24 protein-coding genes are annotated in these 26,344 nt (G+C 74.2%); 14 read left to right on the top strand and 10 right to left on the bottom strand.

Annotated elements, in window-relative coordinates; translation table 11 throughout:
* Positions 1-208: 208 nt before the first annotated feature.
* On the top strand, positions 209-415 hold the full coding sequence (locus tag ABD973_RS14430) for a cold-shock protein (RefSeq protein WP_008743607.1): 207 nt from the start codon (positions 209-211) through the stop codon (positions 413-415).
* A 325-nt stretch (positions 416-740) separates the two neighbouring features.
* Positions 741-2,360 carry a chaperonin GroEL gene (gene groL, locus ABD973_RS14425; protein WP_125821912.1) on the top strand — a complete coding sequence of 540 codons (1,620 nt, stop codon included), beginning with the start codon at positions 741-743 and terminating at the stop codon, positions 2,358-2,360.
* Positions 2,361-2,452: 92 nt separating this feature from the next.
* On the opposite strand, the gene ABD973_RS14420 is transcribed toward groL, so the two are convergent.
* Together ABD973_RS14420 and ABD973_RS14415 are read right to left on the bottom strand one after the other, a co-directional pair.
* Positions 2,453-3,031 carry a Uma2 family endonuclease gene (locus ABD973_RS14420; protein WP_125821913.1) on the bottom strand — a complete coding sequence of 193 codons (579 nt, stop codon included), beginning with the start codon at positions 3,029-3,031 and terminating at the stop codon, positions 2,453-2,455.
* A 59-nt stretch (positions 3,032-3,090) separates the two neighbouring features.
* Positions 3,091-3,957, bottom strand: coding sequence for a hypothetical protein (locus ABD973_RS14415; RefSeq protein WP_345500265.1), 867 nt, complete (start codon positions 3,955-3,957; stop codon positions 3,091-3,093).
* A 306-nt stretch (positions 3,958-4,263) separates the two neighbouring features.
* Here ABD973_RS14415 and ABD973_RS14410 point away from each other — a divergent pair, with 306 nt between their 5' ends.
* From ABD973_RS14410 to ABD973_RS14400, 3 genes are all read left to right on the top strand, one after another.
* A complete protein-coding gene (locus tag ABD973_RS14410; RefSeq protein ID WP_125821915.1) occupies positions 4,264-4,878 on the top strand; it encodes a phosphoribosylanthranilate isomerase in 615 nt (204 codons plus the stop codon).
* Between the two features lie 55 nt (positions 4,879-4,933).
* Entirely contained in the window at positions 4,934-5,683 is a 750-nt protein-coding gene (locus ABD973_RS14405; RefSeq protein WP_386382243.1) for a LamG domain-containing protein, read from the top strand.
* 264 nt (positions 5,684-5,947) lie between these two features.
* On the top strand, positions 5,948-6,169 hold the full coding sequence (locus ABD973_RS14400) for a hypothetical protein (RefSeq protein WP_125604543.1): 222 nt from the start codon (positions 5,948-5,950) through the stop codon (positions 6,167-6,169).
* On the opposite strand, the gene ABD973_RS14395 is transcribed toward ABD973_RS14400, so the two are convergent.
* Positions 6,170-7,645: a PTS transporter subunit EIIC gene (locus ABD973_RS14395; protein WP_345500264.1), complete on the bottom strand. Its 1,476-nt coding sequence runs from the start codon at positions 7,643-7,645 to the stop codon at positions 6,170-6,172. It lies immediately after the preceding gene.
* A 47-nt stretch (positions 7,646-7,692) separates the two neighbouring features.
* Positions 7,693-8,682, bottom strand: coding sequence for an N-acetylmuramic acid 6-phosphate etherase (gene murQ / locus ABD973_RS14390; RefSeq protein ID WP_345500263.1), 990 nt, complete (start codon positions 8,680-8,682; stop codon positions 7,693-7,695).
* A 123-nt stretch (positions 8,683-8,805) separates the two neighbouring features.
* Here murQ and ABD973_RS14385 point away from each other — a divergent pair, with 123 nt between their 5' ends.
* The 4 genes from ABD973_RS14385 (at position 8,806) to ABD973_RS14370 (ending at position 12,221) form a co-directional block, all read left to right on the top strand.
* The gene (locus ABD973_RS14385; RefSeq protein WP_125604175.1) at positions 8,806-9,183 is read left to right on the top strand and encodes a hypothetical protein; all 378 of its coding nucleotides are present in this window, start codon (positions 8,806-8,808) and stop codon (positions 9,181-9,183) included.
* Between the two features lie 7 nt (positions 9,184-9,190).
* On the top strand, positions 9,191-9,463 hold the full coding sequence (locus ABD973_RS14380; protein WP_125821918.1) for a DUF4031 domain-containing protein: 273 nt from the start codon (positions 9,191-9,193) through the stop codon (positions 9,461-9,463).
* An 86-nt stretch (positions 9,464-9,549) separates the two neighbouring features.
* Complete coding sequence (locus ABD973_RS14375; protein WP_164720923.1) at positions 9,550-10,710, top strand: lipase family protein; 1,161 nt, start codon at positions 9,550-9,552, stop codon at positions 10,708-10,710.
* On the top strand, positions 10,698-12,221 hold the full coding sequence (locus tag ABD973_RS14370; RefSeq protein ID WP_345500262.1) for a caspase family protein: 1,524 nt from the start codon (positions 10,698-10,700) through the stop codon (positions 12,219-12,221). Before ABD973_RS14375 ends, ABD973_RS14370 begins: the two co-directional genes overlap by 13 nt.
* Here ABD973_RS14370 and ABD973_RS14365 read toward each other — a convergent pair.
* Together ABD973_RS14365 and ABD973_RS14360 are read right to left on the bottom strand one after the other, a co-directional pair.
* Positions 12,211-13,428 (bottom strand): Cmx/CmrA family chloramphenicol efflux MFS transporter, encoded by a 1,218-nt coding sequence (locus ABD973_RS14365; RefSeq protein WP_345500261.1) that lies wholly within the window; start codon positions 13,426-13,428, stop codon positions 12,211-12,213. The genes ABD973_RS14370 and ABD973_RS14365 overlap by 11 nt on opposite strands.
* A 96-nt stretch (positions 13,429-13,524) precedes the next feature.
* Positions 13,525-14,247: an HD domain-containing protein gene (locus tag ABD973_RS14360; protein ID WP_345500260.1), complete on the bottom strand. Its 723-nt coding sequence runs from the start codon at positions 14,245-14,247 to the stop codon at positions 13,525-13,527.
* Positions 14,248-14,356: 109 nt separating this feature from the next.
* Here ABD973_RS14360 and ABD973_RS14355 point away from each other — a divergent pair, with 109 nt between their 5' ends.
* Entirely contained in the window at positions 14,357-15,049 is a 693-nt protein-coding gene (locus ABD973_RS14355) for a copper homeostasis protein CutC (RefSeq protein ID WP_345500259.1), read from the top strand.
* A 698-nt stretch (positions 15,050-15,747) separates the two neighbouring features.
* On the opposite strand, the gene ABD973_RS14350 is transcribed toward ABD973_RS14355, so the two are convergent.
* Positions 15,748-17,733, bottom strand: coding sequence for a HelD family protein (locus tag ABD973_RS14350; RefSeq protein ID WP_345504584.1), 1,986 nt, complete (start codon positions 17,731-17,733; stop codon positions 15,748-15,750).
* Positions 17,734-18,195: 462 nt separating this feature from the next.
* Here ABD973_RS14350 and ABD973_RS14345 point away from each other — a divergent pair, with 462 nt between their 5' ends.
* Positions 18,196-18,381, top strand: a complete 186-nt coding sequence (locus tag ABD973_RS14345) for a hypothetical protein (protein ID WP_125603949.1) — start codon at positions 18,196-18,198, stop codon at positions 18,379-18,381.
* Positions 18,382-18,545: 164 nt separating this feature from the next.
* Positions 18,546-19,358: a glycosyltransferase family 87 protein gene (locus ABD973_RS14340; RefSeq protein WP_241253320.1), complete on the top strand. Its 813-nt coding sequence runs from the start codon at positions 18,546-18,548 to the stop codon at positions 19,356-19,358.
* On the opposite strand, the gene ABD973_RS14335 is transcribed toward ABD973_RS14340, so the two are convergent.
* Positions 19,324-20,967 carry a DNA repair helicase XPB gene (locus ABD973_RS14335; RefSeq protein WP_125603950.1) on the bottom strand — a complete coding sequence of 548 codons (1,644 nt, stop codon included), beginning with the start codon at positions 20,965-20,967 and terminating at the stop codon, positions 19,324-19,326. The genes ABD973_RS14340 and ABD973_RS14335 overlap by 35 nt on opposite strands.
* Positions 20,968-21,185: 218 nt before the next feature.
* Between ABD973_RS14335 and ABD973_RS14330 the strand changes: the two genes are divergently transcribed.
* Positions 21,186-21,653 carry a GNAT family N-acetyltransferase gene (locus ABD973_RS14330; RefSeq protein ID WP_345500258.1) on the top strand — a complete coding sequence of 156 codons (468 nt, stop codon included), beginning with the start codon at positions 21,186-21,188 and terminating at the stop codon, positions 21,651-21,653.
* Here the strand turns inward: ABD973_RS14330 and ABD973_RS14325 are convergent.
* On the bottom strand, positions 21,638-22,330 hold the full coding sequence (locus ABD973_RS14325) for a DUF4291 domain-containing protein (RefSeq protein WP_345500257.1): 693 nt from the start codon (positions 22,328-22,330) through the stop codon (positions 21,638-21,640). The genes ABD973_RS14330 and ABD973_RS14325 overlap by 16 nt on opposite strands.
* 206 nt (positions 22,331-22,536) lie before the next feature.
* Complete coding sequence (locus ABD973_RS14320; RefSeq protein WP_386382245.1) at positions 22,537-25,101, bottom strand: helicase-associated domain-containing protein; 2,565 nt, start codon at positions 25,099-25,101, stop codon at positions 22,537-22,539.
* Here ABD973_RS14320 and ABD973_RS14315 point away from each other — a divergent pair.
* Complete coding sequence (locus tag ABD973_RS14315) at positions 25,081-26,052, top strand: hypothetical protein (protein ID WP_345500255.1); 972 nt, start codon at positions 25,081-25,083, stop codon at positions 26,050-26,052. The genes ABD973_RS14320 and ABD973_RS14315 overlap by 21 nt on opposite strands.
* The last annotated feature ends 292 nt before the right edge of the window (positions 26,053-26,344 follow it).

Here is a 26,344-nt window from a genome sequence, read left to right as displayed (position 1 = left end):
CGCTTGTCTGGCCCGAGTTGCCCTGGAATATGCCAGCTTTTCACCTTATTTTCAGGTTTCCGTGTGTCCAGATTTCTCGTCGGATTGACCTGTTGCTGACAGCACCGGTGCGGATACATTCAGCCGCGGTCGAGGCGTTCCGGCGCAAGTTCTGACCCGGACCGCGAAGTGCGGTCCCGCGCAAGGGCCAGTAATAGGGGAGTTAGGCATGGCTCAGGGCACCGTCAAGTGGTTCAACGCGGAGAAGGGCTACGGCTTCATCGCGGTCGACGGTGGTGCGGATGTGTTCGTCCACTACAGCGCCATCCAGATGGACGGGTACCGCACCCTTGAAGAGGGTCAGCGGGTCGAGTTCGAGATCTCGCAGGGCCAGAAGGGTCCGCAGGCGGACATGGTCAAGCTAGCGGCCGGCTGAGCCGGAGCGAACGCGATCGGCCACCGACGCACGCACGGATGCTCGAGGGGCCCACATCCCGGACGGGGATGTGGGCCCCTCCTGCGTGTCGCCCCGTGTCACCGGCGCGCCGCCCGCGTGTTGCCTGAAGCCGCTTGCACTCGCGGGGGTCGAGTGCTAATCATTGGCGTTAGCACTCTCCAGGTGAGAGTGCTACTAAGACGAGGACCGGGCCGGTGAGGCCCGCAGGGTCCGGCGGGACGGAACCGCCGGATCCGCAGGCCGTCCGTCGCGGGCGCGGGCGCGGTCCGGAGCAATCCACCCCTGTCCGGGAGGACCACTTCACATGGCCAAGATCATTTCGTTCAACGAGGAGGCCCGGCGCGGTCTCGAGCGTGGCATGAACCAGCTCGCCGACGCCGTCAAGGTCACCCTTGGCCCCAAGGGTCGCAACGTCGTCCTTGAGAAGAAGTGGGGCGCGCCCACGATCACCAACGACGGTGTCTCCATCGCCAAGGAGATCGAGCTCGAGGACCCGTTCGAGAAGATCGGCGCCGAGCTGGTCAAGGAAGTCGCCAAGAAGACGGACGACGTCGCCGGTGACGGTACGACCACCGCGACCGTCCTCGCCCAGGCGCTCGTCCGCGAGGGCCTGCGCAACGTCGCCGCCGGCGCCAACCCGATGGCCCTCAAGCGTGGTATCGAGAAGGCCGTCGAGGCCGTCTCCGCCGCCCTGCTGGCCCAGGCCAAGGATGTCGAGACCAAGGAGCAGATCGCTTCCACGGCCTCCATCTCCGCCGCCGACACCCAGATCGGCGAGCTCATCGCCGAGGCCATGGACAAGGTCGGCAAGGAAGGCGTCATCACCGTCGAGGAGTCCCAGACCTTCGGTCTGGAGCTGGAGCTCACCGAGGGCATGCGCTTCGACAAGGGCTACATCTCGGCGTACTTCGCCACCGACATGGAGCGTATGGAGGCGTCCCTCGACGACCCGTACATCCTGATCGTCAACTCCAAGATCGGCTCGGTCAAGGACCTGCTGCCGCTCCTGGAGAAGGTCATGCAGTCCGGCAAGCCGCTGCTGATCATCGCCGAGGACGTCGAGGGCGAGGCCCTGTCGACCCTGGTCGTCAACAAGATCCGCGGCACCTTCAAGTCCGTCGCCGTCAAGGCCCCGGGCTTCGGCGACCGCCGCAAGGCCATGCTCGGCGACATCGCCATCCTCACGGGCGGCACGGTCATCTCCGAGGAGGTCGGCCTCAAGCTGGAGAACGCCGGTCTCGACCTGCTCGGCCGCGCCCGCAAGGTCGTCATCACCAAGGACGAGACCACCATCGTCGACGGTGCCGGTGACAGCGACCAGGTCCAGGGCCGCGTCAACCAGATCCGCGCCGAGATCGAGAACTCCGACTCGGACTACGACCGCGAGAAGCTCCAGGAGCGCCTCGCGAAGCTGGCCGGCGGCGTGGCCGTCATCAAGGCCGGTGCCGCGACCGAGGTCGAGCTCAAGGAGCGCAAGCACCGCATCGAGGACGCCGTCCGCAACGCGAAGGCGGCCGTCGAGGAGGGCATCGTCGCCGGCGGTGGCGTGGCCCTGCTGCAGGCCTCCTCGGTCTTCGAGAAGCTGGAGCTCACCGGTGACGAGGCGACCGGCGCCAACGCCGTGAAGCTCGCGCTGGAGGCCCCGCTGAAGCAGATCGCCGTCAACGGTGGTCTCGAGGGTGGCGTCGTCGTCGAGAAGGTGCGCAACCTGACCGTCGGCCACGGCCTGAACGCCGCGACCGGCGAGTACGTCGACATGATCGCCGAGGGCATCATCGACCCGGCGAAGGTCACGCGCTCCGCGCTGCAGAACGCCGCGTCCATCGCCGCGCTGTTCCTGACCACCGAGGCCGTCATCGCCGACAAGCCGGAGAAGGCCGCCGCCGCTCCGGGCGGCATGCCGGGCGGTGACATGGACTTCTGATCGGCCCCTGGCTGATCGGCTGTTCTCGAACGAGGGCGGCACCCCTTCCGACGGAGGGGGTGCCGCCCTCGGGCGTTTCCGGGGGCGGGGGCTCAGTGGGCGTAGTCCTTGAGCTTCCCGGTGTCGAGGGAGAACCCGACCGGCTCGGGGAAGGCGATGGTTTCGCCGTAGGAGCAGGACTCCCGTCGGCGGTAGCGTCCGTTTTCCGGCTGGCTGTAGACCGTGATGGTGTCGCTGTCGCGGTCGATCAGCAGGAACACGGGGATGTCCGCCTGCGCGTAGCCGTCACGCTTCTCCTGCCTGTCGCGCGCCTCGGTGTCGTGGTCGTGCGACGTGACCTCGACGGTCATCAGCACCCCTGCGGGATCGGACCACTCGCCGTGCCCGGCGAAGTGCCCTTGCGGTGCGAGTGCACCATCGGGCCGGGCGCGGCCGTTGCGGTACTGCTCGGTGCGGAGCCCGCGCTCGCGGTACAGGCGCAGGTCGGGGCGGTGCGCCATGCACTGGTCCGCGACCCACATGATGATCTCGTCGTGGTCGCCGTCGGGCACCGACTTGACCTCCAGCTTTCCGTTGATGAATTCGAGCGTGACGGTCTCGGGTGCGCGGCGGGCCAGAGTCTCGAAGTCCTTCAGCGACATCTGGGGGTGCGCGGCGGTGCTGGGGGTCATGGGGTCGCCTCCTCGACACCATGGTGCCCGGGTTCGGCGCCGGTGGAGCGGCGGACTGGTCATCGGCGGTTCCTTTCGCGGACGCGGGCGGCGTGGGCGCGGACCTCGGCCGGGGTGAGGGTCGGGGTGAACACCGGCGGCCGGGGGGTGTCGGGGCGGCAGGCGCGGCAGCGGCCGTCGGTGAAGGCGCCCGGCGGGCCGGGGGCGCGGCATTCGGTGCACTCGGTGCGGGGCGGGGGTGAGGCTTCTTCCGCCGGCGGGGCCGGTGGGGCGGCGGGGAGTTTGGACTCCAGGCGTTTGCGGAGCAGGGCCGCCGGGTGGTGGACCACGGGCGGCAGGCCGGCGGTGAGGGCGAGCCGGATCCGGTCGGGGGTGGCGCCCCGGGCCAGCCACGGGATCAGGAGCGGGGCGAGGGCCGTGCAGTCGGCCTTGGAGAGGGCCAGCGCGGGGGTGGTGCGGCCGAGGGAGGAGAGGACGCCGTACGCGTCATCCGGGACGTCCGCCCGGACCGGGGGTACCGGCGAGGGTGGTGGAGGGGCGGTCGGTGCGGGGGAATCCCTCCGGGTGAACCGGGCCCACCAGGCGCCGTCGCGGGCCGTGCGGGAGAAGTACGTACGGGTGACCCAGCGGGTGACCGCGCCGGGCAGCCGCTCCCGGAAGCGGTGCAGGTGCCCGGTGGTGGCCAGCCGGTTGAGGGCGGTGCGCAGCGCGCACTGGCCCCACAGGGGCAGGACCGCGGCGAGGGTCTTCACGCTGATGTCGGCGCCGTCCGGCAGCCGGTCGAGGTACCCGGCGACGGCCGCCTCGCGGGCCGGGAGGTGCGTGAAGTCGCTTGCGGTGCGCGGCGCTTGCTCCGGTGCGGCGATTTTGCCGTAGCCGGGCTTGGCGAGGGGGTGCGGGGCAGCACTAAGCTGGCTGTCATCCATGGGGATCGCTTGTTCCGATCTCGTTTGGTCAGGCCCTCGTTCGGTGTTGGCGCACCGGCGGGGGCCGATTTTCGTTTCCAGCCGCACGGTAGGGCCTGATGGCCCTACGTGGCAAGCCGGTCACGGATCGTCATCCGGCCTGGTATGGGCGGCGGTTGGGAGGGGGTGGGTGGTGGTGGGCTCCGCCCACCACCCATTCCACAGACAGGGCGCTCGGACTCCCGGGGCTTGAGCCCCGGGGCCGGGTGGCCGCCCGGAAGGTGGGACGTATCGGCGTGGCAGAGCGGTGTTTGGTTGACTTGCGGCATGAGCGACGGGAAGAGCGTGTTCGTCAAGATCTGCGGGCTGAAGACCCCCCGCGACGTCGACGTGGCCGTGGAGGCCGGAGCCGACGCCGTCGGGTTCGTGTTCGCCCCCGGCAGCCCCCGGACCGTCGACGCCGCGCTGGCGCGGGAGCTGGCCGCGCGGGTGCCGGACGGGGTGCTGACCGTCGGGGTGTTCCGCGGGCAGCCCGTCGAGGAGGTGCGCCGGCTCGCCGACGAGAGCGGCGTGCGCGGCGTGCAGCTGCACGGCGACGAACCCGCGGACCACTACGCGCATCTGCGGGCGCCGGGGCGCACACTGCTGCGGGCCACCGCCGAGCACGTCGCGCGCTGCGGGGAGTACGGGGAGGACCTGCTCCTCATCGACGCCCCCGACCCCGGCTCCGGCAAGCCCTGGAACTGGGGATCCGCGCAGTTCACGGCGCCCGAGGGGCGCTGGCTGCTGGCGGGCGGGCTCGGCCCGGCCAACGTCCGCGAGGCCGTCGCCGCCACCGGAGCCTGGGGCGTGGACGTCTCCAGCGGGGTCGAGCGGGAGCGCGGGGTGAAGTCCCCGGAGCTCATCCGTGCCTTCATCGAGGCCGCCCGCGCGATCGTATGATTACTCTGAGTGAGAACGGGGGGTTCGGGGCGGGCCTGGCGGGCACAACCGCCGCATGGACCCGGAACCGGAAACGCACGGCTGGCTGCGGCGCCTGACCCGCCGCCTCGTCCCCGCGGGCGGCGGCGGGGGGCTGCCGCCCGTGTTCGCCCCCCGCCGCACCCCCGTCTTCACCGCCGACTTCACCTCCACCACCCAGTGGGTGGCCGGCCGCTCCTGGGCCTATCCCGGCGGCGGCCCCGTCAACCCCGGCGACAACAAACTCGACCACCTCACCGCCGACCCCGCCTACAGCCGCTCCGGCACCTTCCGCGCGACCTTGCGCCCCGACGGGAACTGGGACGCCGGGCTGCTCACCACCGAGGGCAGCGACGAGGGCTTCGAGGTCCGCACCGGCGACGTCCTGGAGGCCCGCGTCCGGCTGCCGGAGGAGATGGGCGCCTGGCCCGCCATCTGGACCTGGCGGGACGGCGGCCAGGAGATCGACGTCTTCGAGTACCACCCCGACAACCCCGACCTGCTGGAACTGTCCAACCACGTCCGCGAGGCGCACCGCTACCTGCACGACCCCACCGTCCACCCCGGTGCGTGGCTCGACCTGAGGGTGGAGTTCGGCCGCAGGTCGGTCATCTGGTGGGTGAACGGCCTGCGCGTCTACTCCGACGGCCGGGGCGTCGGCCGAGGCTGGCACGCGTACCTGATCGTCAACCTGTCCGTCTGCGCCGGCCGCTACCACCCCACCCCCCGGCCGGGTGTCACCGAGATGTCGTACGAGGTGTCGTACCTGCGCGTCCACCGGGGGTAGTGCCGCAGCCCGGTCCGACCCCGTTCTCCGTACGGGTGAACTTTCCCCCTCGGTGGTTCCCCGTGCGCCTGATCGCACGTGCGGCAACCGCCGCCCTCCTCGTCCTCGCCCCGGAAACCGCCGGCACGGCCTCCGCAACGCCACGCAGCCGGCCGTGCTCAACGCCTCGCCGGCCGGGGACAGGTCACCGGCGGTTGAAGACCGCCTCCTTGATCGCCACTCTGTGTGCCGGACCCCCACCCCGCAGGAGAGAGGCGACCCGTCATGATGCTCACCCCGCAGGAGCGGATGCGTGCGGCCGAGGAGGCCGTACGGCAGTTGAAGGACGCCCTCCACGGGGTGGGGGTGGTCTTCCCGTCCCTGGACGTCGAGCGGGTCTCGGCCGCCGGGTCGTACGGGCTGCCGCTCGTCGACCTGGGGCGCTGCAACATCGACACCGCGCTGCGGCTGGCCGCCGTGCTGCACGGGCGGGCGGGCGTCGGCTGATCAGGCCCGCACCGGCTCCTTCGCCGCGGCGGGGCCGGCCGGGGCGGCGGTTCCCGCGTCGGTGTCCAGGTCGGCCAGCATCCGCTTCGTGAACCCGAAGAAGTACGTCGCGGCGAAGCCGGCCAGGTAGCCCACCGCGAGGCCGCCCGCGTAGACGGCGATGGTCACGCCCGTGCCCGACGTACCGTCCAGCAGCGGGAACAGCGCCCAGCCCGACGGGCCGATGGCCTTCGAGCCGAACGCCACGCCCAGCTGGTTGCACAGCCCGACGAAGGCACCGCCCGCCGCACCGCCGACGCAGGCGGTGACGAACGGGCGGCCCAGCGGCAGCGAGACCCCGTAGATCAGCGGCTCGCCCACCCCCAGGAAGCCGGCCGGGAGCGCGGACCTGACGGTGCCGCGGACGGAGCCGTTGCGCGGGAGGCGGCAGTAGACGGCGAGGGCCGCACCGACCTGGCCGGCGCCCGCCATGGCGAGGATCGGCAGCAGGACGGTGTACCCGGACTGCTCGATGAGGGTGGTGTGGATGGGGATCAGCGCCTGGTGCAGCCCCAGCATCACCAGCGGCAGGAACAGCCCGCCCAGCACCAGCCCGGCGAGGGCCCCGCCCGCGGCCAGCAGCCAGTTCGCGAAGGCGCCGATCGCGGCGGCGGCCTCACCGGCGAGGAACATCAGCCCGTAGAGGGTGACCAGCCCGGTGACGAGGACCGTGAGCGTCGGTGTGACCAGCACGTCCAGCGTCCCGGGCACCCGGCGCCGGCACCACCGCTCCACGCGCACCGCGAGCAGCGCCGCCGCCAGGGCGCCGAGGACCCCGCCCTGACCGGGGGAGAGGGGCTCGCCGAAGGCGTCGATCTTCGCCACCCCGGGGAAGACGATGACGGAGGCGACGGCCCCGCCGAGGACGGGGGTGCCACCGAACTCCTTCGCGGTGTTGAAGCCGACGAACACGGCGATCAGCGACATGAACCCGGAGGCGATGGCGGCGAGGGCCGGCACCACGGCCGGGGCCCAGCCGAGGTTGGCGAGCAGGCCGTTGAGGCCGGCGATGACCCCGCAGCCGATGAGGGCGGGGATCAGCGGGACGAACACGTCCGCGATGCGGCGCAGGAACAGCTTGAACGGGGTGGCGTTCCGCGCCTTGCGCGCCTCCTTGAGCGCGGCGCCCCGCTCGGCGAGGTCCCCGGCGGTGACGGTCCGCGGGCCGGCCGGACTCCCCTCCTCCACCAGCGCCTCGAACTCGGGCGTGACCCGGGCGACGACGCCCGGCCCCAGTACGACCTGGTAGGTGTCGTCCCCCTCGACCACACCCAGCACCCCGGGCAGCGCCCGCAGCGCGGCGTCGTCGACGAGGGACCGGTCGCGCAGCCCGATCCGCAGGCGGGTCATGCAGTGCGCGACGGAGACGATGTTGTCAGGGCCGCCGACCAGGGGGAGGATCGCGGCGGCGGTGGCGCGGTTCTTGTCAGTGGACATGTACTCGCCTTGCGTGGGGGGATGGCGAACGGGGTCCTGCCGGATCGCTACTGGGTCCGGGTCGGGGCCTGGGCCTGGGTCCCGGTCGGGGTCTGGGTCCCGGTCCGGGCGAGGGCTTCGCGGAGGTGGCCGCCGGATTCGGCGAGCAGGCGGGCGGCCCCGGGCCCGTCGACGCCGCCGAGCACGACCAGGACGGCGTCCTTCACCTCGCCGCCCGTCGCGGCCAGCGCCGCCTCGATCTCCGCGTCGGGCGCGCCCGTGGCCAGTGCGACGATGCGGCGGGCGCGGGCGCGCAGCTTCTCGTTCGTCGCGCGCACGTCGACCATGAGGTTCCCGTACGTCTTGCCGAGGCGGATCATCGTGACCGTCGAGATCAGGTTCAGTACGAGCTTCTGCGCCGTGCCCGCCTTGAGCCGGGTGGAGCCGGTGAGCAGCTCGGGCCCGACGACCACCTCGATGCCGTGCTCGGCGGCCGCGGCCAGGGCGGATCCGGCGTTGCAGGACAGCCCGACGGTGAGCGCGCCGCGCGTACGGGCGTACTCGACCGCGCCGACCGCGTACGGGGTGCGGCCGGAGGCGGAGACGCCGACGACGGTGTCGTCGCAGGTCAGGCCGAGGGCGGCCAGGTCGGCGGCGGCCAGCTCCCGCGAGTCCTCGGCGCCCTCGACGGCCCGCACCATCGCGCCGGGGCCGCCCGCGATCAGGCCGACGACCTGCGCCGGGTCGGTGTTGAAGGTGGGCGGGCACTCGCTGGCGTCCAGCACCCCGAGCCGGCCGGCGGTCCCGGCGCCCGCGTAGACCAGCCGGCCGCCGCGGGCCATCCGCTCGACGACCGCGTCGACGGCGGCGGCGATCGGCTCCAGCTGCGCGGCGACGGCGGCGGGGACGGTGGCGTCCTCGGCGTTCATGGTGCGCACGATCTCCAGCGTGGGGAGCCGGTCGATCTCCGCCAGCTCGGGCCGGAAGGCCTCGGTCGTCAGCGTGTCGAGCTGGGCGCGGAGGTCGGCGCGGGCGGCGGTGGTGCGGTTCTCGCTCACGGCTGGAACGTATTTCCCGGCGGGGCCGGGAGCAAGAAGGCACGCCCCGGCGGGAGAGGCGGGGGCGGGCTCCGGGACAGGGGGGCCTTCGCCTGGGGCCCGGTCCGGGTTCACAATGTCTCCATGGACCATGCCACCCCCCTGGAGCAGGCGCTGCATGTCGCCCGTGCGCTCGTTCTCGCCGATCTCGCCGCGGGTGAGGTCGCCGATGCCGACGTCGTGTCCCTCGTGGAGGACTCGGTCACGCACCGCCGGTGGTGGGTGGAGCAGTGGCCGGAGGGAGTCGACTACCTCGCCGGACTCGTCGCGCAGGACGTGAAGGACGCCCTGCTGGAGAAGTACGGGCGCTGGCCGCTGTGCCCGGTCTGCGCGCACGGGGACCCGCACGCGCTGGACGTGGAACCGGAGCTGGGGCCCGACCCGCACTGGGTCTGCTCGGAGGCCGGGGTGCGGGTGGCGGCGGTCGGCGGCCTCGGCCCCGTCTTCCACCCGGGCCGGTGAACCGCCGGTGACGCTGTACATCGACCCGCCGGTCTGGCCGGGCCACGGCCGCATGTGGTCGCACCTGGTCAGCGACGTCTCGTACGAGGAGCTGCACGCCTTCGCGGAGGCCATCGGCTGCCCGCCGCGCGCCTTCGAGCGCGACCACTACGACGTGCCCTCGCACCGCTACGCGGACGCGGTGGCGGCGGGCGCGGTGGAGATCGGCAGCAAGGAACTGGTCCGCCGCCTGACCGCCGCGGGCCTGCGACGGCCGAAACATCGCCCTCCCGTGGCCTGAATGCCCGTCATCTCTCCTGTGGGCAGGGCGATTTGCTGGACTAGGATGACCGCGGTTCGGCCACTCGCGCAGGCATGAGGGGGATCGTGCGTCGGTCAGTGCTGTTCGTACACGGGACCGGGGTCCGGGAGGTCTCGTACACCCGGAGCCTAGAAGAGATCCGCGCCGGCCTCGCCGGGATCCGCCCCGGGATCGAAATCCGCGGCTGCTTCTGGGGCCGGGAACAGGGGGCGGCCATGGCCCTCGGTGGGCAGTCCGTGCCCGGTTACACGCAGACGGGCGGTGGCTCCCGCGAGAACGACGCCGAGGTCGGACTCTGGGGCATCCTCTACGACGACCCCTGGTACGAGCTGCGGCTCCTCGGCCTCCAGCACGCCCCGGCCCCCGGTTTTGGCCGAGGGCTGACGCCCGCCGAGCAGTTCTTCGACGAGGTCACCGAGTACCTCCCCTCGGCCGCCCTCACCGAGGCCTTCGACGCGCGCGGACTGGCCGAGTACTTCGCGGAGGCCCTGCGCACCGCCGCCCGGGCACCGGAGCTGCGCGACGCGGCGGCCACGGCGGACGCCGACGGGTACGAGCACCGGGCTGCCTACGCGCGTGCCGTCATCGGTCTGACCCTCGGCCTGGCGCGCGACCGGGGCGTGGAGGTCTCCGGGTCGGTCCGTGACGCGTTGCTCGCCGCACTGGGCTCGGAGCTCGCCACCGAGGGCCGGTCACTGAAGGGCAAGGCGCTGAAGGTGGCTCTCGCGGGCGCCGGCCGAGTGGCGCGCACCCGGCGCGGCGCGTGGGGCGACGGCCTGCTGCCGCTGGCGGGCGACATCCTGCGGTACCAGGCCCGGGGCCAGGGCGTACGCGACCAGATCAAGCGGACGCTGGAGAACACCCCCGGGGACGCGGTCACCGTGATCGCGCACAGCCTGGGCGGGGTCGCCTGCGTGGACCTGCTGGTGCGCGAGCGGCTGGAGCGCGTGGACCAGCTGATCACGGTCGGCTCGCAGGCGCCGTACCTGTACGAGATCGGCGCCCTCGTCTCGCTCGAACACCCCGAGCCGCTGCCGACGGGCTTCCCGGCGAAGTGGCTGAACATCTACGACGAGCGCGACTGGCTCTCGTACCCGGCGGCCGAGGTGTTCCCGGGCCGGGTGCACGACCGGAAGGTCGACAACCGCCAGCCCTGGCTCGCGGCGCACACCACCTACTGGTCGAACCCCGAGGTCTGGAAGGCCGTGGACACGTGGCTGGACTGACCGTCTCCGACCCGACGCGCGTCCACGCCGTGGTGGTCGGCATCGAGCACTACCCGCGGGCCGACAGTGGGTGGGACCTCGTGGGCGCCTGCGGTGACGCGGTGCGCTTCGCGCGCTGGCTGCGTCAGCGGGGCGTCCCCACGGCGAACATCACCCTGCTGCTGGCCGCGGCGCCCGACTCGTACGCGGCGCTCAACCGCGCGGCGGGGGACATCGGGCTGGAGCCCACGTACGTCTCCTCCCGCGACCGGATCATGGACCACTTCATGCCCCGCGGGACCGCCCCTGAGGGAGACGTCCTGTACGTCTACTGGGGCGGACACGGTGTCCTCGACCACGGCAACCGGCGGCTGCTGCTGTGCCCGGACGCGTCGGACGCGGATCAGCGCTGCATCGAGCTGACCAACCTCCAGGAGTACCTGACCGGGGCGGATGTGGCGCGCTTCGCCCAGCAGGTGTTCCTGGTGGACGCCTGCGCGAGGTTCATCGAGCACCGCCGGGCGGAGGGCACCCCGGGACCTGCGCAGGCCGCCTTCCCGGCCGGGAGAAGGGAGACGGTCTCGCAGTTCACGCTCTTCGCGGCGGCGGCCGGGCAGGTCGCGGGCCAGGGCCGGGTGGCCGCCGGGTCCGGTGACTTTTCGACGGTCGTCACGGGCTGGCTGGAGGAGCACTCCCCGGAGCTCGACCCGGATCTCCACGCGCTGGTGGAGCACGTCAAGGAGCGGTTCGCGGAGCAGGAGGGGCGGCTGCGGGGCCGGTCCCAGACCCCGGTGAGCCTGCTGGTCCAGCCGTTGGGCGGCAGCGCGGAGGTGATCACCCCGCACAGGGCAGCGGCCCCACCGAAGCCGGCCCGTGCGGGGGGCCGGGGCGCGAGCGGGCTCCGGGCCGGCGTCCTGGCCGGGGGCGGGGTGCTGGCGCTGGTGGCGATGGTCGCGATCGTGGCGATGTTCCTGTCGAAGACCGGCGGCGACGGGGATGCCGCCCGCGACGCCCCGGCGGCCGCCCCGCCCCCGGCGGCGGCGGGAGCGCCGATCGCCAGGCCTTCGCCGTCCGCGTCGGCTTCGGCCTCCGCGTCGCCGTCGGCGCCGACGGGCGCGGCGCCGGCCCCGCAGAAGGCGGTGGCGCCGCTGCCGAGTGCCCCCGGGCAGTCATGCGGAGCCGAGCACTCGACCGGCGTCAGCGATGTCATGCACAGGGTCTGCTTCGTGCGAAACGGCGGGCGGATCAGCATGCGGGCCTACGTCCGGGCGACGTCCCTTCCGAAGGACGTGACGGTGAACCTCTGGCTGGTCGGGCCGAAGGGCACCTACGTACTTCCCGCCGGCGGCCCGAAGACGTGGTCCCTCAAGATCGGCGGTGAACCCCAGCTGTTCGAGGCGCCGATCGACACCGGGCTGTTGAAGTCCGGCTCCGAGTACGAAGTCCACATCGCCACCCGGGACGGGCTCGGCGTCACACAGAACGCGACGGCCGACCCGGTCCGCGGCCACTCGATGCCCTTCACCTACTGACGGCGTCGGCAGACGCCTCCCGCGTGCCCGACCCGGCGACGATCCGGGTCTCGCCCGACGGCGTGCGCCGTTCCAGGCGGAGGGCCAGGGTCGTGAGGGCGAGGGCGGTGACGGTCATGGCCGCGCCCGCCCACGCCGGGGCGGAGAAGCCGAAGCCGGCGTCGATGACCGTGCCGCCGAGCCAGGGGCCGCCGGTGTTGCCGAGGTTGAACGCGGCGGTGGTGGTGGCTCCGGCGAGGGTGGGGGCGGCGCCGGCGACGTTGAACATGCGGGCGTTCAGCGCCGGCGCGGTGAAGAACGCCGAGACGCCGAGCAGGAACGCCAGGACGATCGCGGCGGCGGCGCTGGAGGCCAGCACGGTGAGGGCCCCCAGGAACACCGTCGAGGCGGTGATGCCCCAGAGCATCACCCCGAACAGGTGCGCGTCGGCGATCCGCCCGCCGACGGTGGTGCCGATCAGCGCGCCGACGCCGAACAGGCCCAGGATCCACGGCACCCACTTCGAGTCCAGCCCGGCCACGTCCGTGAGCAGCGGCGACAGGTAGCTGAAGGCGCAGAAGACGCCGCCGGCGGCCAGGGCCGTGACGCCGATGGACAGCCACACCTGGCGGTCGTGGTAGATGCGCAGCTCGCGGCTGAGGCGGGGCTTCTCGTCGGGCAGGGGGATCTTCGGGATCAGCGCGAGGATGCCGGCCAGGGCGACGGCCGAGGCGGCACCGACCGACCAGAACGCGGAGCGCCAGCCGAACTGCTCCCCGAGGAAGGCGCCGGCCGGGACGCCGAGGACGTTGGCGATGGACAGGCCGCCGATCATGACGGCCATGGCGCGGGCCCGCTGGTCCTTGTCGACCATGGCGATGGCGACGGCCGCGCCGACGGCCCAGAACCCGGCGCAGGCGAGGGCGGACACCACGCGGGAGGCGAAGAGGAACGCGTACGAGGGGGCCAGCGCGCCCGCCACCTGGCCGAGGCCGAAGAGGCTGATGAGGGAGATGAGGGTGGTGCGGCGCGGGAGGCGCAGGGTGGCGACCGCCAGCAGGGGCGCCCCGACGACCATGCCGATCGCGAAGGCGGATATGAGCAGGCCTGCCTGGGGGATGGTGACGCCCATGTCCTCGGCGATGGGCGGGAGGAGGCCGGACAGCATGAATTCGCTGGTGCCGAGCGCGAAGACGGACAGGCCGAGGACGTAGACGGCCACGGGCATGCGGGACGGGGGGCGTGCGGAGGATGCGGAGGCTGCGGGCATGTTCTTCCCGAACCGGCTCGAAGTGGGGCGCATTCCCGGTCGCGGTCCCGTATGTCAGGTCAGGGCGGCCAGCTCGGCTTCCAGGTTGCGGCGGGCGGTGGCCTCCCAGTGGGCGGTGCCGTAGGGGGTGCGGAAGAGGCGGGGGAGGGCGAGGAGCTGCCGCAGCACGGCGGCGCGGCCGGTGCGGAAGGCCTCGTCGGGGACGAAGCCGTACTCGGCCCGGACGGCGGCGGTGTAGGTGGCGTACGCGTCCGGGGTGCCGGCGAGGACGCCGAGGTCGGCGTCGCAGAGGGCCTCGCCGTTGGTGTCGCCGGGGGCGGGGTCGTGGGTGACGGTGAGCCGGACCAGGCGTGCGGTCTCGGCGGTGCGGGCCGGGCCGACGCCCAGCTCGGGCAGGGCGCGCTCGGCGAGGGCGGCGCTGCGTTCCTCGTTCTCGGAGCGGTCGGGGCGGTAGACGGCGTCGTGGAACCAGGCGGCGAGTTCGACGGCGGTGGGGTCGGCGGCGTGGCGGGCGAGTACGTCGATCCGTGCGAGGACGTCGGCGAGGTGGGTGGTGGTGTGGTACCGGCGCTGCGGCTCGGCCCAGGCGGTGAGGAGGCGGTCGGCGTAGGGGGCGGGGTCGCGGGTGGCGCCGGCGGCGGTGGCGGTCGCGTTCCAGCGGGCGCGGAGGGCGGCGGTGTCGGGCACGGGGGCGGGCGAGGTCTCGGGCGTGGCCTTGGGCGTCGTCTCGGGCGCGGTCTCGGGCGCGGTCTCGGGCGCGGTCTCGGGCGTGTCCATGCGGACATTGTGGCGGTGACGCGATTGTGCTGGTGGAGCGCGGGGTGGGGCCCGTACCCTGGATATTGGACTAGACCTATTTTCCATATGGGCATAAGGATGGGATCACATGAGCAACCGTGCGCTCCTGGAGGTGATCGCCCTCGACGTGGAGGACGCGGTCGCCGCCCAGGCGGGTGGGGCGGACCGACTCGAACTGGTCACCGACATGGCCGCCGACGGGCTCACCCCGCCGCGCGAGACCTTCGCGGCGATCCGGGCGGCGGTCGACATCCCGCTGCGCGTGATGCTCCGCACGTCCGACGGGTTCGCGGCCGGCGACGTCTCCGAGCTGGTGGAGGCTGCGCGGGGGCTGCGGGCCGAGGGTGCGGAGGAGTTCGTCCTCGGCTTCCTGCACCCGGACGGCAGCCCCGACCTCGACGCGGTCGAAGCGGTGCTCGCGGAGCTGGACGGCTGCCGTTGGACCTTCCACCGGGCCATCGACCGCGCGGCGGACCGGGACGGCCTGCGCAAGGCCCTCGCGGAGCTGCCGGGGCTGGACACGTACCTGACGGCGGGCGCGGCGACCGGGGTCGCGGACGGGCTGCCGGTACTGCTGGCGGAGGCGGGGGCGGGCCGGCGCGGTGAGCCGGGGTACGGGCCGCGGATCCTGGTCGGCGGCGGGCTGACGCTGTCGCACCTGCCGGAGCTGCGGGCGGGGGGCGTCGACGCGTTCCACATCGGCGGCGCGGCCCGTCCCTCCGGGTGGGGGCGGCCGGTCTCCGCGGCGGCGGTCGCGCAGTGGCGAGCGGCGCTGGCGTAGCGCCCGGCCACCGTCCGGCGGGCCCCGAGCCCTGCGGCCCCGTGCGGGCGTGTCCCGGGCCCTGCGGCCCCGTCCGGCCGTGTCCCGAGGCCCTGCGGCCCCGGGCGGGCCGAAGCCTGGGCCCCGGGTCGCGCGGGCAGGCGGGCGTGCCCCTGCGGGGCGGTGCCGGTCTGGAGCGGCTGGCCGGGCCGGGAGCTGCCCCGTGGGGCGTCCGGGGCGGGCCCTGCGGGGCTGTCCCCTACCCGCCCTTCCACCGTTCCCCGGGCTCTGCCCGGACCCGCGCCTCAAACTCCCCCAGCTACCGCTGGGAGGTGCCCCCAGGCGGGGCTGGAATTCGCTGCGCGAATCCCAGCCCGCGCGGCGTTTGAGCGCACCGGGGTCCGGGGCGGAGCCCCGGTTCTTCAGCCCCGCCGGGCGTTTGAGCGCACCGGGGTCAAGGGCGGAGCCCCGGTTCTTCAGCCCCGCCGGCGTTTGAGGCGCGGGGTCAGGGGCGGAGCCCCTGGGAACGGGCGAAGGGCGGGTAGGGGACCTCGCCCCGCGCAGCGGCCCCCCCCCGCCCGCGGACGGCCCGCCGGCCCCGGCCACGGAAACCCGGGTGCCCCACACCCACCGGCCCCGGCCACGGGACCCGCGCGGCGGCCCGACGGACGGAGTGCGGCGCAGCGGCGCGAAGCCGGCCGAGCCGCCCGGCGGACGCGTCAGGGGGTCAGTTCCGCCGGGAGCGGGGTTGCGTGGAGGGCCGTGAGGCCGGACACGGCTCGGGTGAGGCAGACGTACAGCCGCCGCAGCCCGGTGCGTTCGTCCGGCTCGCCGTCGACGATCGCCGCCGGCTCGTCCAGGACCACGTAGTCGTACTCCAGACCCTTGGCCAGGGACGCCGGGACCAGGGTGAGCCGGGACTCCGCCGTGGTCTCCTCGCCCGGCGCGAGGTACGCCAGACCCGCCTCCGCCAAGGCCCGCGCCAGCACCGGCACCCGCGCGTCCGCCGCGATCAGCCCGATCGACCCCTCCTGCGCGAGCGAGGCGCGGCAGGCGGCGACCACGTCCGCGGTCAGCCGCTCCGGGGCGCACGCCGTCACCGTCAGCGAGCCCGGCGCCTCACGCACCGACGACACCGCCGCCAGCCCCGGCGAGATCGCCGGCAGCAGCCGCGACGCGTACGCGATGACCTCGCGCGGCACTCGGAAGCCCGCCGTCAGCTCCTCCAGCACCGCCTCCGGCTTGCCCAGGTGCGCCAGCGCCTCGTCCCAGCTGCGCGTCGCCCACGGCGTGGTGCCCTGCGCGAGGTCGCCGAGGACCGTCGCCGAGCCCGTCGTGCAGCGGCGCCCCACCGCCCGGTACTGCATCGGGGACAGGTCCTGCGCCTCGTCGAGGACGACGTGGCCGAGCGAGTGCGTCCGCTCCACCAGGTCCGCCGCCTCGTCGATCAGCACCAGGTCCGCCGCCGACCACTTCGCCGACCGCACGCTCCGGAACGGCTTCGGCCACAGCAGCAGCTTCTGCTCGTCCTGCGTGAGGATCCCGTCCGCGTGCTCCGCCAGGAACTCCGCGTCCGACAGCAGCCGCAGCACCAGCTTCGCCGGCTCGACCGCCGGCCAGACCGCCTTGACCGCCGCCTTCACCGCCGCGTTGCGGGCCACCGCGTCCTGCACCCGGTCGTCCGGCGCCTCGCCCGCCTGCTCCATGCGCACGAGGACCGTGTGCGCGATCCGCTGCGGCAGCGCGTCGCGGGCCGCGCCGTAGCGGATGTCGCGCTCCTGGAGCTCGGTGACGATCTCCTCCAGTTCGTACGCCGGCACCCGCCACCGGCGCGAGCCGCGCACCACCATCAGCGGCTCGGTGGGCGCGGTGACGTGCGAGCGGACCGCGCGGCGCAGCACCTGCGCCATCCGGGCGTCGCCCTTGACCACGGCGGTGGCGGCGGCGTCGGTGCCGCGCACCTCCAGGCCCTCGCGGGCGACGAGGTCGTCGACGGTGGCCTGCTTGACCTCCAGCTCGCCCAGCGCCGGCAGGACCTGCTCGATGTAGTGGAGGAAGGAACGGTTCGGCCCGATGACCAGCGTCCCGGTGCGGGCGAGGCGCTCGCGGTGCGCGTACAGCAGGTACGCGACCCGGTGCAGGCCGACGGCGGTCTTCCCGGTGCCGGGTCCTCCCTGCACGCAGACCGAGCCGGACAGGCCGGAGCGGACGATCTCGTCCTGCTCGGGCTGGATCGTCGCGACGATGTCGCGCATCGGGCCGACGCGGGGGCGCTCGATCTCCTGCTGGAGCAGCTTGCTGACGGCGGCTGCGGACTCCGTCGGGTCGGAGAGGTGCTCGTCCTCGTACGCGGTCAGCTCGCCGCCGGTGTAGCCGAAGCGGCGGCGCAGCCCGACGTCCTGCGGGTCGGCCTTCGAGGCGCGGTAGAAGGGCTGGGAGACCGGTGCGCGCCAGTCGATGACCATCGGGTCGCCGTCGGCGTCGTGGACGTGGCGGCGGCCGATGTAGAACTGCTCGCCCTCGGCGCCCTCCGCCAGGTCCGCGCCGGGGGCGTGCAGGTAGTCGAGGCGGCCGAAGAAGAGCGGGGTGTGGGCGAGGTCGGCGAGCGCTTTGATCCGGTCGTCGATCTGGGCCTGGAGGACGATGGCGTTGACCCAGTTCGCGGTGACGTCGCGGATGTCGAGGGACTCGACGTCCTCGCGCATGGCGCGCAGCGCGGAGCGCGAGGCGGCCAGGTGGGCCCGTTCGCGGCCGAGGAGGTCGGCGGAGTCGGGTGCGGAGCCGGGGGTGGTGGCGGCTGCGGCGTCGGATGCGGTGTCGGGGGCGTGCGCGGACACGGGAAGGCCTCCAGCGGTACATGCGGGTGCGTGCGGTGCGTGCGGTACGGAAAGCCCCCGGTTTCCGGCCGGAAGGCGGCTCTCCCCACGGGACGGCGGAGGAGGCGGCAAGAGCGGAGATTGTAGTCAGCGGGGCGCGGCCGCGCGAACGGATTCCCGGGCCGGAAGTCCCGAGGGGGCAGTACCCCCGGACGGGTGTCATACCGGGGAGTGTCAGACCTTCGGCAGAGCCACTAGGGGATGCCATGGGTCGCGAGGAGGACACGGACGGCCTGCGGGTTCCGTCCGGAGGGCGATGTGCGCGGAGGGGGAGAAGCGCACCATGGAGACATGAGCACCGCAACCCTTGCCCCGGTCCAGGGCGGCCTCCCGAGCGGGGCCACCGCGACCTCCGACCACCGTCCGCGCCACCGCGTCGGCGATGTCCTGCGCGCCGCGAAGGTCTTCGCCGCTGCCGCCATGAGCGTGGTCGTCCTCGGCGAGTACGCCGAGGACGCGGGCGTCATACGCCGCTGACGCCCGCGTCCTCATACGCCGCTGACGCCCGCGCGAAGACCCTCCGCGCACGCCGCGTGCAAGGCCTTGGCCTGAACCCGGCGGTAGCCGTGCGCGGATCCACTAGGGTCACGCGCGTGACCCGCAGCCCCGCCTCCGCTTCCCCACCCCCCACACTCGCAGCTGTGCTGGTCACAGGCTCGCTGCTGGCCCTGGGCGTCCTGTGCATCGCCCTCCGCGTTCCGACGGCCGACGCCGTCCTCAGCGGCTTCTCCGCCGCCGAATGGCACCCGCCCAGCGCCTACCCGCCGTTCGCCGCGATCCTCTTCACGCCCGCCGCCTGGCTGCCTGCGGGTGTGCTCAAGGCCGTCCTCGTCCTCGGGAACGCCGGCCTGCTCGCCCTGCTGATCGTGCTCTCCTGCCGGCTCGCGGGAGTACGGGCCCGGCGGGGTCCGGTCCTGGCGGCCACCACCGCCGGGCTGTGGCTGGAGCCGCTGTTCCAGAGCCCGCTGCCCGGCCAGATCAACCTGGCGCTCGCCTGCCTCGCCGTCTGGGACCTCGGCCGGCCGCGCGCCGCCCTCGGCAAGGGCTTCGCGCTGGGCATCGCCGCCGGGATCACCCTGACCCCGGCGCTCCTCGTCCCGTACCTGCTGCTGACCCGGCGCGTCCGGGCCGCCCTGACCGCCCTGGCCGGGCTCGCCGGCAGCGTCCTGCTCGGCCTGCTGGTGCTCCCCGAAGCCTCCGCCGACTTCTGGGCCCACCACCTCCCGGTGCCCGGCCGGGCCCTGCTGCGGGAGTGGCCGCAGCTGTGGGTGTGGGCCGTCCCGCTCCTCACCGCCCTGACGGGCGCGGCCCACCGCCGCCGCACCCGCCACCCCGTCCACCCGGACGACGTCCACCACGGACACCCGCCGGCGGCGGCCCACCGGGTCCCGGCCCCGCGCCCGCCCTCCGGGGCGCCGGTCAGTCGCTCGCCAGGAGCTCGTCCGCGTCCATGATCCGGTAGGCGTAGCCCTGTTCCGCCAGGAAGCGCTGGCGGTGCGCGGCGAAGTCCTGGTCGATCGTGTCGCGCGCCACCACCGAGTAGAAGCGGGCCTCGTGCCCGTCCGCCTTCGGGCGCAGCACCCGGCCGAGGCGCTGCGCCTCCTCCTGCCGGGAGCCGAAGGTGCCCGACACCTGGATGGCGACGGTCGCCTCCGGCAGGTCGATCGAGAAGTTCGCGACCTTCGAGACGACCAGCACGTTGATCTCGCCCTCGCGGAACGCGTTGAAGAGCTTCTCCCGCTGCGCGTTCGAGGTCTCACCCTTGATGACGGGCGCGTCCAGGTGCTCGCCGAGCTCGTCGAGCTGGTCGATGTACTGGCCGATGACCAGGGTCTGCTCACCCCGGTGCTTGCGCACCAGCGCCTCCGTCACCTTCCGCTTCGTCGCCGTCGTCGCGCAGAAGCGGTACTTCTCCTCGGTCTCGGCCGTCGCGTACGCGAGCCGCTCCGACTCGGTCAGGTTGACGCGGACCTCGACGCAGTCGGCGGGCGCGATGTAGCCCTGCGCCTCGATCTCCTTCCACGGAGCGTCGAACCGCTTCGGCCCGATGAGGGAGAACACGTCCGACTCCCGCCCGTCCTCACGGACCAGAGTGGCCGTCAGACCGAGCCGCCGCCGCGCCTGCAGGTCGGCGGTGAACTTGAACACCGGCGCCGGCAGCAGGTGCACCTCGTCGTACAGGATCAGCCCCCAGTCCCGGGAGTCGAACAGCTCCAGGTGCGGGTAGACGCCCTTCCGCTTGGTCGTCAGCACCTGGTACGTGGCGATCGTGACCGGCCGGATCTCCTTGCGCGTACCCGAGTACTCGCCGATCTCCTCCTCCGTCAGCGAGGTGCGCCTGACCAGCTCGTGCTTCCACTGCCGCGCCGAGACGGTGTTCGTGACCAGGATCAGCGTCGTCGCCTTCGCCTTGGCCATCGCACCGGCCCCGACCAGCGTCTTGCCGGCGCCGCACGGCAGCACGACCACGCCCGAACCGCCGTGCCAGAAGCCCTCGACGGCCTGCGCCTGGTACGGGCGCAGCGCCCAGCCGTTCTCCTCCAGCTCGATCGGGTGCGCCTCGCCGTCCACGTACCCGGCGAGGTCCTCGGCCGGCCAGCCCAGCTTCAGCAGCGTCTGCTTGATCTGCCCGCGCTCCGACGGGTGCACGGCCACGCTGTCGGCGTCGATCCGCGCCCCGACCAACGGGGCGATCCGCTTCGAACGCAGGATCTCCTCCAGCACCGGCCGGTCGGTGCTCGTCAGCACCAGCCCGTGCACGGGGTGCTTGGACAGGGTCAGACGGCCGTAGCGGGCCATCGTCTCGGCGACGTCGACCAGCAGCGCGTGCGGGACGGGGTAGCGGGAGTACTCGACGAGCGCGTCGACGACCTGCTCGGCGTCGTGCCCGGCGGCCCGGGCGTTCCACAGGCCGAGCGGGGTGATCCGGTAGGTGTGGATGTGCTCGGGCGCCCGCTCCAGCTCGGCGAAGGGGGCGATGGCCCGCCGTGCCGCCCCGGCGAGCTCGTGGTCGACTTCGAGGAGGAGGGTTTTGTCGCTCTGGACGATGAGTGGCCCGTTCACGCAGCACGTCCCTTTCCGGCGGTGAAGTGGTCGCCCGGACGCGGCGGCCAAACCTCCAGTCTGCCCTATCGCAGGCCGGGAGGGGTGGGGTCGGCCGTGCGGGGGCGGCGTCGCCGTCGCGGGGGCGGTGTCGAGCCGCTGCGGGGGCGGCGTCGAGCCGTCGCGACGCGCTGGAAAAGCCGCTGACGCCGGACGGGCGGGCGGCGTACCTTCCGGGCATGAGTGAAGATCAGCAGCCCCTCGTACCCGAGGGCTTCGACGTGCCGCGCACCCTCGCCGGCGACGGATTCCGGCTGGAGCCCCTCGGAGCGGAGCACAACGCGCGGGACCTCGCCGCCTGGAGCGGGAGCATCGCGCACGTCCGGGCCACGCCCGGTTTCGCGGGCCGGAACTGGCCGCCGCCGGAGGGGATGTCCGCCGAGGCGAACCTCGCCGACCTGGAGCGGCACGCGCAGGACTTCGCCGAGCGGCGCGGGTTCACGTACAGCGTGCTGGAGGGCGACGCCGAGGTCATCGGCTGCCTGTACGTCTACCCGTCGAAGGAGCAGGCCGGGCGGGTGCACGTCAGCTCCTGGGTGCGCGAGGACCGGGCGCACCTCGACGCCGTCGTGTACCGGACGGTCAGCGCCTGGCTGCGCGAGGTGTGGCCCTTCGACACCGGGCTGGTCGACTACGCGCCCAGGTGAGGCAGCGGGCCCGCCGGGTAGGGGGTCTCGGCCGGGAGCAGCGCGCGGGCCGCGTCGAGGTCGCCCGCGCGGACCAGCCCGTGGATCTCCCGGGCCAGCGGGGTGACGTCGCGGATGGACACCGTCCACTCGTCGGCGTACGCCCGTGACGCCGGCCCCGACAGGCCCAGCTGCAGGGACCGGTGGGGCAGCGCGTTCAGGTGGAGGTCGCGCTCCGGGTCCCACTGCACCCGCGCCGGGGAGCCGGCCAGCGACGCCTTCCACGCCCCGCGGTCCGCGTGGACGCCGGGCACGTAGTGCGACAGGCAGGCCTGGGAGAGGGCCCGGTCGAAGCCCTCGCGGGTGATCTCGACCGCCAGGACGGTCTCCTGGTCGGGCTTCGCCGCCCAGCCGCAGCGGTACATCATCCACAGGAACGACGGCTTGATCCACGTCATCCGCTCCCGCTTCCACGCCGGCGGGAACCGCCCGTCCCGGGCCGCGGGGAGGCCGAGGTGGGGGGCGTAGGCCTGGTAGACGGTGACGGTGGTGGCGGTGTGGAGGGCGCGGATCTGGTGCCGGGGGGTCGGGGCTGCGGGATCGGGGTCGGCGTCGGTGTTAGGTGCGGGTGCGGGTGCGGGTGCGGGTGCCGGTCCGGGTGCGGGCGCGGCCGGGGCCGTGGGCGTTGCTTCGGGCATGCCGTCAGGGTGCCGGTTCGCCGTGGTCGGCTACCAGCGGTTTTCGGCGGGGGCCGGGTTACGACGGGGCCCCGGCCGGCGAAGGCCGGGGCGTCCCGTCCCGGCCGGGCGGGACGGGCCAACCCGGGGCCGCTCAGCCGGCCAGGGCGCGAAGGGGCCCGGTGCCGGGGAGGGCCGGGGCGTTCTGTCCCGGCCGGCCGGGCCGCTCAGACCTGGTCCTCCGCCAGTTCCGCCACCCCCGTGATCCGGTGCAGGGCGTACGTGCGGACCTCGTCCGCCGTGTGGTCGTACCCCGTGACGAAGCCGCCCTCCACCCGCACCGGGGCGATGACCCGCTGGCTCGCCGCCCCGTCCGCGTTCACGTACCCGATCCACACCGCCGACCCCGTCAGCGCCGCCGCCTGCACCGTCGCCAGCGTCTCCGCCGCGCTCGTACGCGGCAGCTCCCCCGGAGCCCCCGACGCCGACCCGGCCGCCGGCTCCTTGCGGACCGCCGTCGCCGCCAGGTCGCCCGCACGGATCGCCCGTACCGCCGCGCCCAGCAGCGTCGCGTCCGGAACCGGCGGCCCGTCCGGCACCGGCACCGGCGCCGAACGCGCCGGGGTGCGGTGCGCGTCGGCCCGCGCCACCATCACGTCACCGGTACGGGACTCCGCCGCCGGGGCGTACCCCATCGCCCGCAGCCCGTCCAGCAGGGCCGCCGGGTCCGCCTGCGCCGCCAGCACCGTCGGCGCCAGACGCCGCAGCCCCAGGGACGCCGACCGCCGGTCGGCCAGGATCTCGCCCAGCATCGCGTCGTCGTCGCAGCGCACGTACGAGGACGCCGCCCCCACCCTCAGGTGGCCGTGCCGCCGCGCCACGTCGTCGATCAGGTACGCCAGCGGCTGCGGAACCGGCGTACGGCTGTGCTCGGCGAGGAACGCGTGCAGGTCCGACGCCGCCTGCCCCGAGTCCAGCGCCCGCCGCACCGAACCCGGAGTGAAGCGGTACACCGTCGCCCCGCCCTTTGACTCCACCTCCGCGAGCACCGCCAGCATCTCCGCCAGCGGACGCAGCAGCGGCCCCGGCGCCACCGCCGTCAGGTCCGCCTGCAACAGCACGTGGTCCACCGGCTCCGGCAGCAGCGGCGCCAGCAGCCCCGCCGGATCCCCGTGCTCCAGCAGCGCCCGGCCGAACGCGCTGAGCGCACCCCGCCCCGTCACCCCCAGCACCTCGGCCTCGTGCAGCGCCCACCGCGCGAGCCGGGCCCGCAGATCGCTCGTACCGCGCGCCGGCCGTTCCCACGCCAGCCGCTCCAGCACCGCCTCCGGATCGGGCACCCCGCCCTCCGGCAGCTCCCCGGCCAGGTCCAGGACCCTCCGCCGCACCTCCGGCGCCGCCGAACGGTCCAGGTCCGGACCCAGCGCCGACAGCGTCCGCCCCTTCGCGTCCTGCTCCCCGACCAGCCCCGGCGTACGCGTCGCCGGCAGCCACGCCGCCGCCAGCACCGCCCACCGCTCCGCCGGCGGCAGCTCCCGCCAGTCGTCGAACGCGGGCGTCGGCGCGTACCGCTCGTCGGCCTCCCCGTCACTGGCCAGCAGCCCCGCCGCGTACGCCAGCTCCACCCAGAACGCCGCCTCGGACTCCGTCGTGTCCAGCGCCGCGGCCGTCCGCTTCAGGTCCCGCACCGCCAGCCCGCCCGCGCGTAGCACCAGCGGACCCGCGTGCTCCCAGGACTTCACCAGCTCCTCGACGGTCTCCAGCGCCGCCAGCGCCTGCCCGGCCGCGTTCGCGTCCACAAGCTGTGGACGGTGCTCCCGGTACACGCCGACCACCGGTGCGAGCGGCTCCGTACGCCGGTGCGCGAGCCCGCCCCGCAGGTGCAGCGCCACCTCCCTCGGCAGGACGACCGTCCGCGGCGAAGCCGGCAGCAGCAGCCCCCGGTCGCGCAGCCAGCGCACCGGCGGCGTCGGCTCCGGCGTCACCTCCCCGTACGGCGGCCCCCACACGAGCCGCCCCAGCACCTGGTGCGCCTCCGCCGGAGCCCCGTCCAGCAGCGCCGACATCCGCTGCGGGTCGGTGAACAGCCCGGTCAGCGCCGCCACCGCCGACACCGGGTCGTGCGTCGCCGGCAGCCCGGCCGCCGCGACGATCTCCTGGATCCGGGTCGGCGACATGCCCGCCGTCGCCTCGGCGACCGTCGGCCCCAGCCCCGTCGGGGAGGGCCGCTGCGCGGACGGGGCGAGCAGCTCCCGGGCGGTGCGGACCAGCCGCAGCCGGTCGTCGTCCCCCCACACCAGGGCCTGGTCCCGCAGCGTCCCCAGGGCCCGGGGGAGCGCGTCGCGGGCCTCGGCGCCCTCGGCGTCCCCACCGCCGCTGCCGGTGAGCAGCTCCTCCAGCACCGGGTAGGGGCAGGGGTCCGGGGCCACCGCGAGGGCCTCGGCCGTCTGGAGCGCGAACCGGTCCAGCCGGTCCAGGGCCCGTACCACCGACGCCCGGGTGCCGGCCCGGGTGGCCAGCTGGGTGACGTCGCCGGGCACCGGGTTCAGCAGGTCGGGGCGGGCGTGCAGCAGGGCGGCGAGCGCCACGTCGTCGCGGGCGCGGAGCGCCTCGGCGAGGGAGCGCGGGGCGTTCGCCGCAGCGGTACTTGCCTCGGGCACGGTGGTCGCCTCCTGGTCACGCCGGCCGGACCGTCGGCCGGTCCCCATCCGGCCAACGGTATCCGCTGCGTCGTCGGCCGCTCCACGGACGCACGCGCTACCGTCGGGGGCGTGGGGATCGAGAGCGACCATCTGGTCTACGAATATCTGAGCCGCGTCGGGGACTTGGCGGCCCAGCGGCAGCTGTCGTCCGGTGACCGGATGCGGCTGGTTTCGGGGCTGCGGGACGAGATCGACCGCCGCCGCGCCAAGTACGAGCCCGACACCCCGGCGGCCGTACGCGGGATCCTGGAGCGCATCGGCACGCCGGAGGAGGTCCTCGACACGGTCGGCGCGGCCGGGCGTGGGGCGGCGGCCCCGGCGGTTCCGGCGTTTCCGGCCGTGCCGACCCAGCGCACCGCCGAGGACCTCCCGCGGGACGCCCCGCAGAACGCCCCGCAGAACGTCCCGCCGCACCTGGCCGGGCTCGACGAGCTCGGGCCCTCCGGCGGAGCCGAACCCGACTGGTGGAGCCTGTCCCCCGGCGGCTCCGGCAGGGGGCGGGGGCCGCAGGTGGAGGGCTTCGCGGGCGGCATCGAGATCCCGGACCTGTTCGGGGAGGAGGCGGAGGAGGAACGGGCGGCGAAGGAGAAGCGGGAAGCCGCCAAGGACCCCGCCGCCGGGCCGGCCGCAGCGGCGGGCGGCCTCGTACGGTTCCTGCGCGACCGGCGCGAGAAGAAGAAGGCCGCCGCTCCGGAGGGGGAACCCAGGCCCCGCCCCCACGCGTTCCTCGTACTGGCGGCGGTACTGCTCCTGGCCGGTGCCCTCACCGGGTACTGGCCGCTGCTCGGCGCCGGCGCGCTGGTTGCGTACGCCTCGCGCGTGCTCGGACCCCGCGAGCGCAAGTGGGTCCTGCTCGGCCTGCCCGTGGCGGTCTTCACCCTGGCCATGCTCTGGCTCTGGGGCCGCGCCGCGGGCAACTGGGGCACCCCCATCCCCTCCGACCGGGTCGGCCCGACCTTCCAGTCCCTCTGGCCCACCCTGGCCCGCACAGCGGGCGCACTCACGGCGGCCTACCTCCTGTGGCGGGCGCGGCGGCGGTAGCCCGGAGCACGGGTACGCGCCTTGCGGCGCGGGCCCGCTATCTCCCCCTCGACCCCCTGGGGCGGGGCGGCGTTCGCCCACCCGCCCCCTTGTCTGCGGGCCGGGGGGCCGGGGAGCGGCACCCCCCTGGGCCGGATCAGAGCGGGTTGGGGGCTTCCCGTCAGTCCCATCGTCCTTCCGGTTCGGGCCGGTCCCTCAAGGGCGCTCCTTCGTCGCGTCACTTCGTGATCGCCTTCGGCGACCCTTGACCGACCGGCCCGAACCGGAAAGCCGAAAGACTGCCGGGAAACCC

Origin of the sequence: Streptomyces racemochromogenes (assembly GCF_039535215.1) — a bacterium.
GTDB lineage: Bacteria > Actinomycetota > Actinomycetes > Streptomycetales > Streptomycetaceae > Streptomyces > Streptomyces racemochromogenes.
Note: the sequence above shows the minus strand (reverse complement) of the source record. Positions and strands in the feature narration are given on the sequence as shown.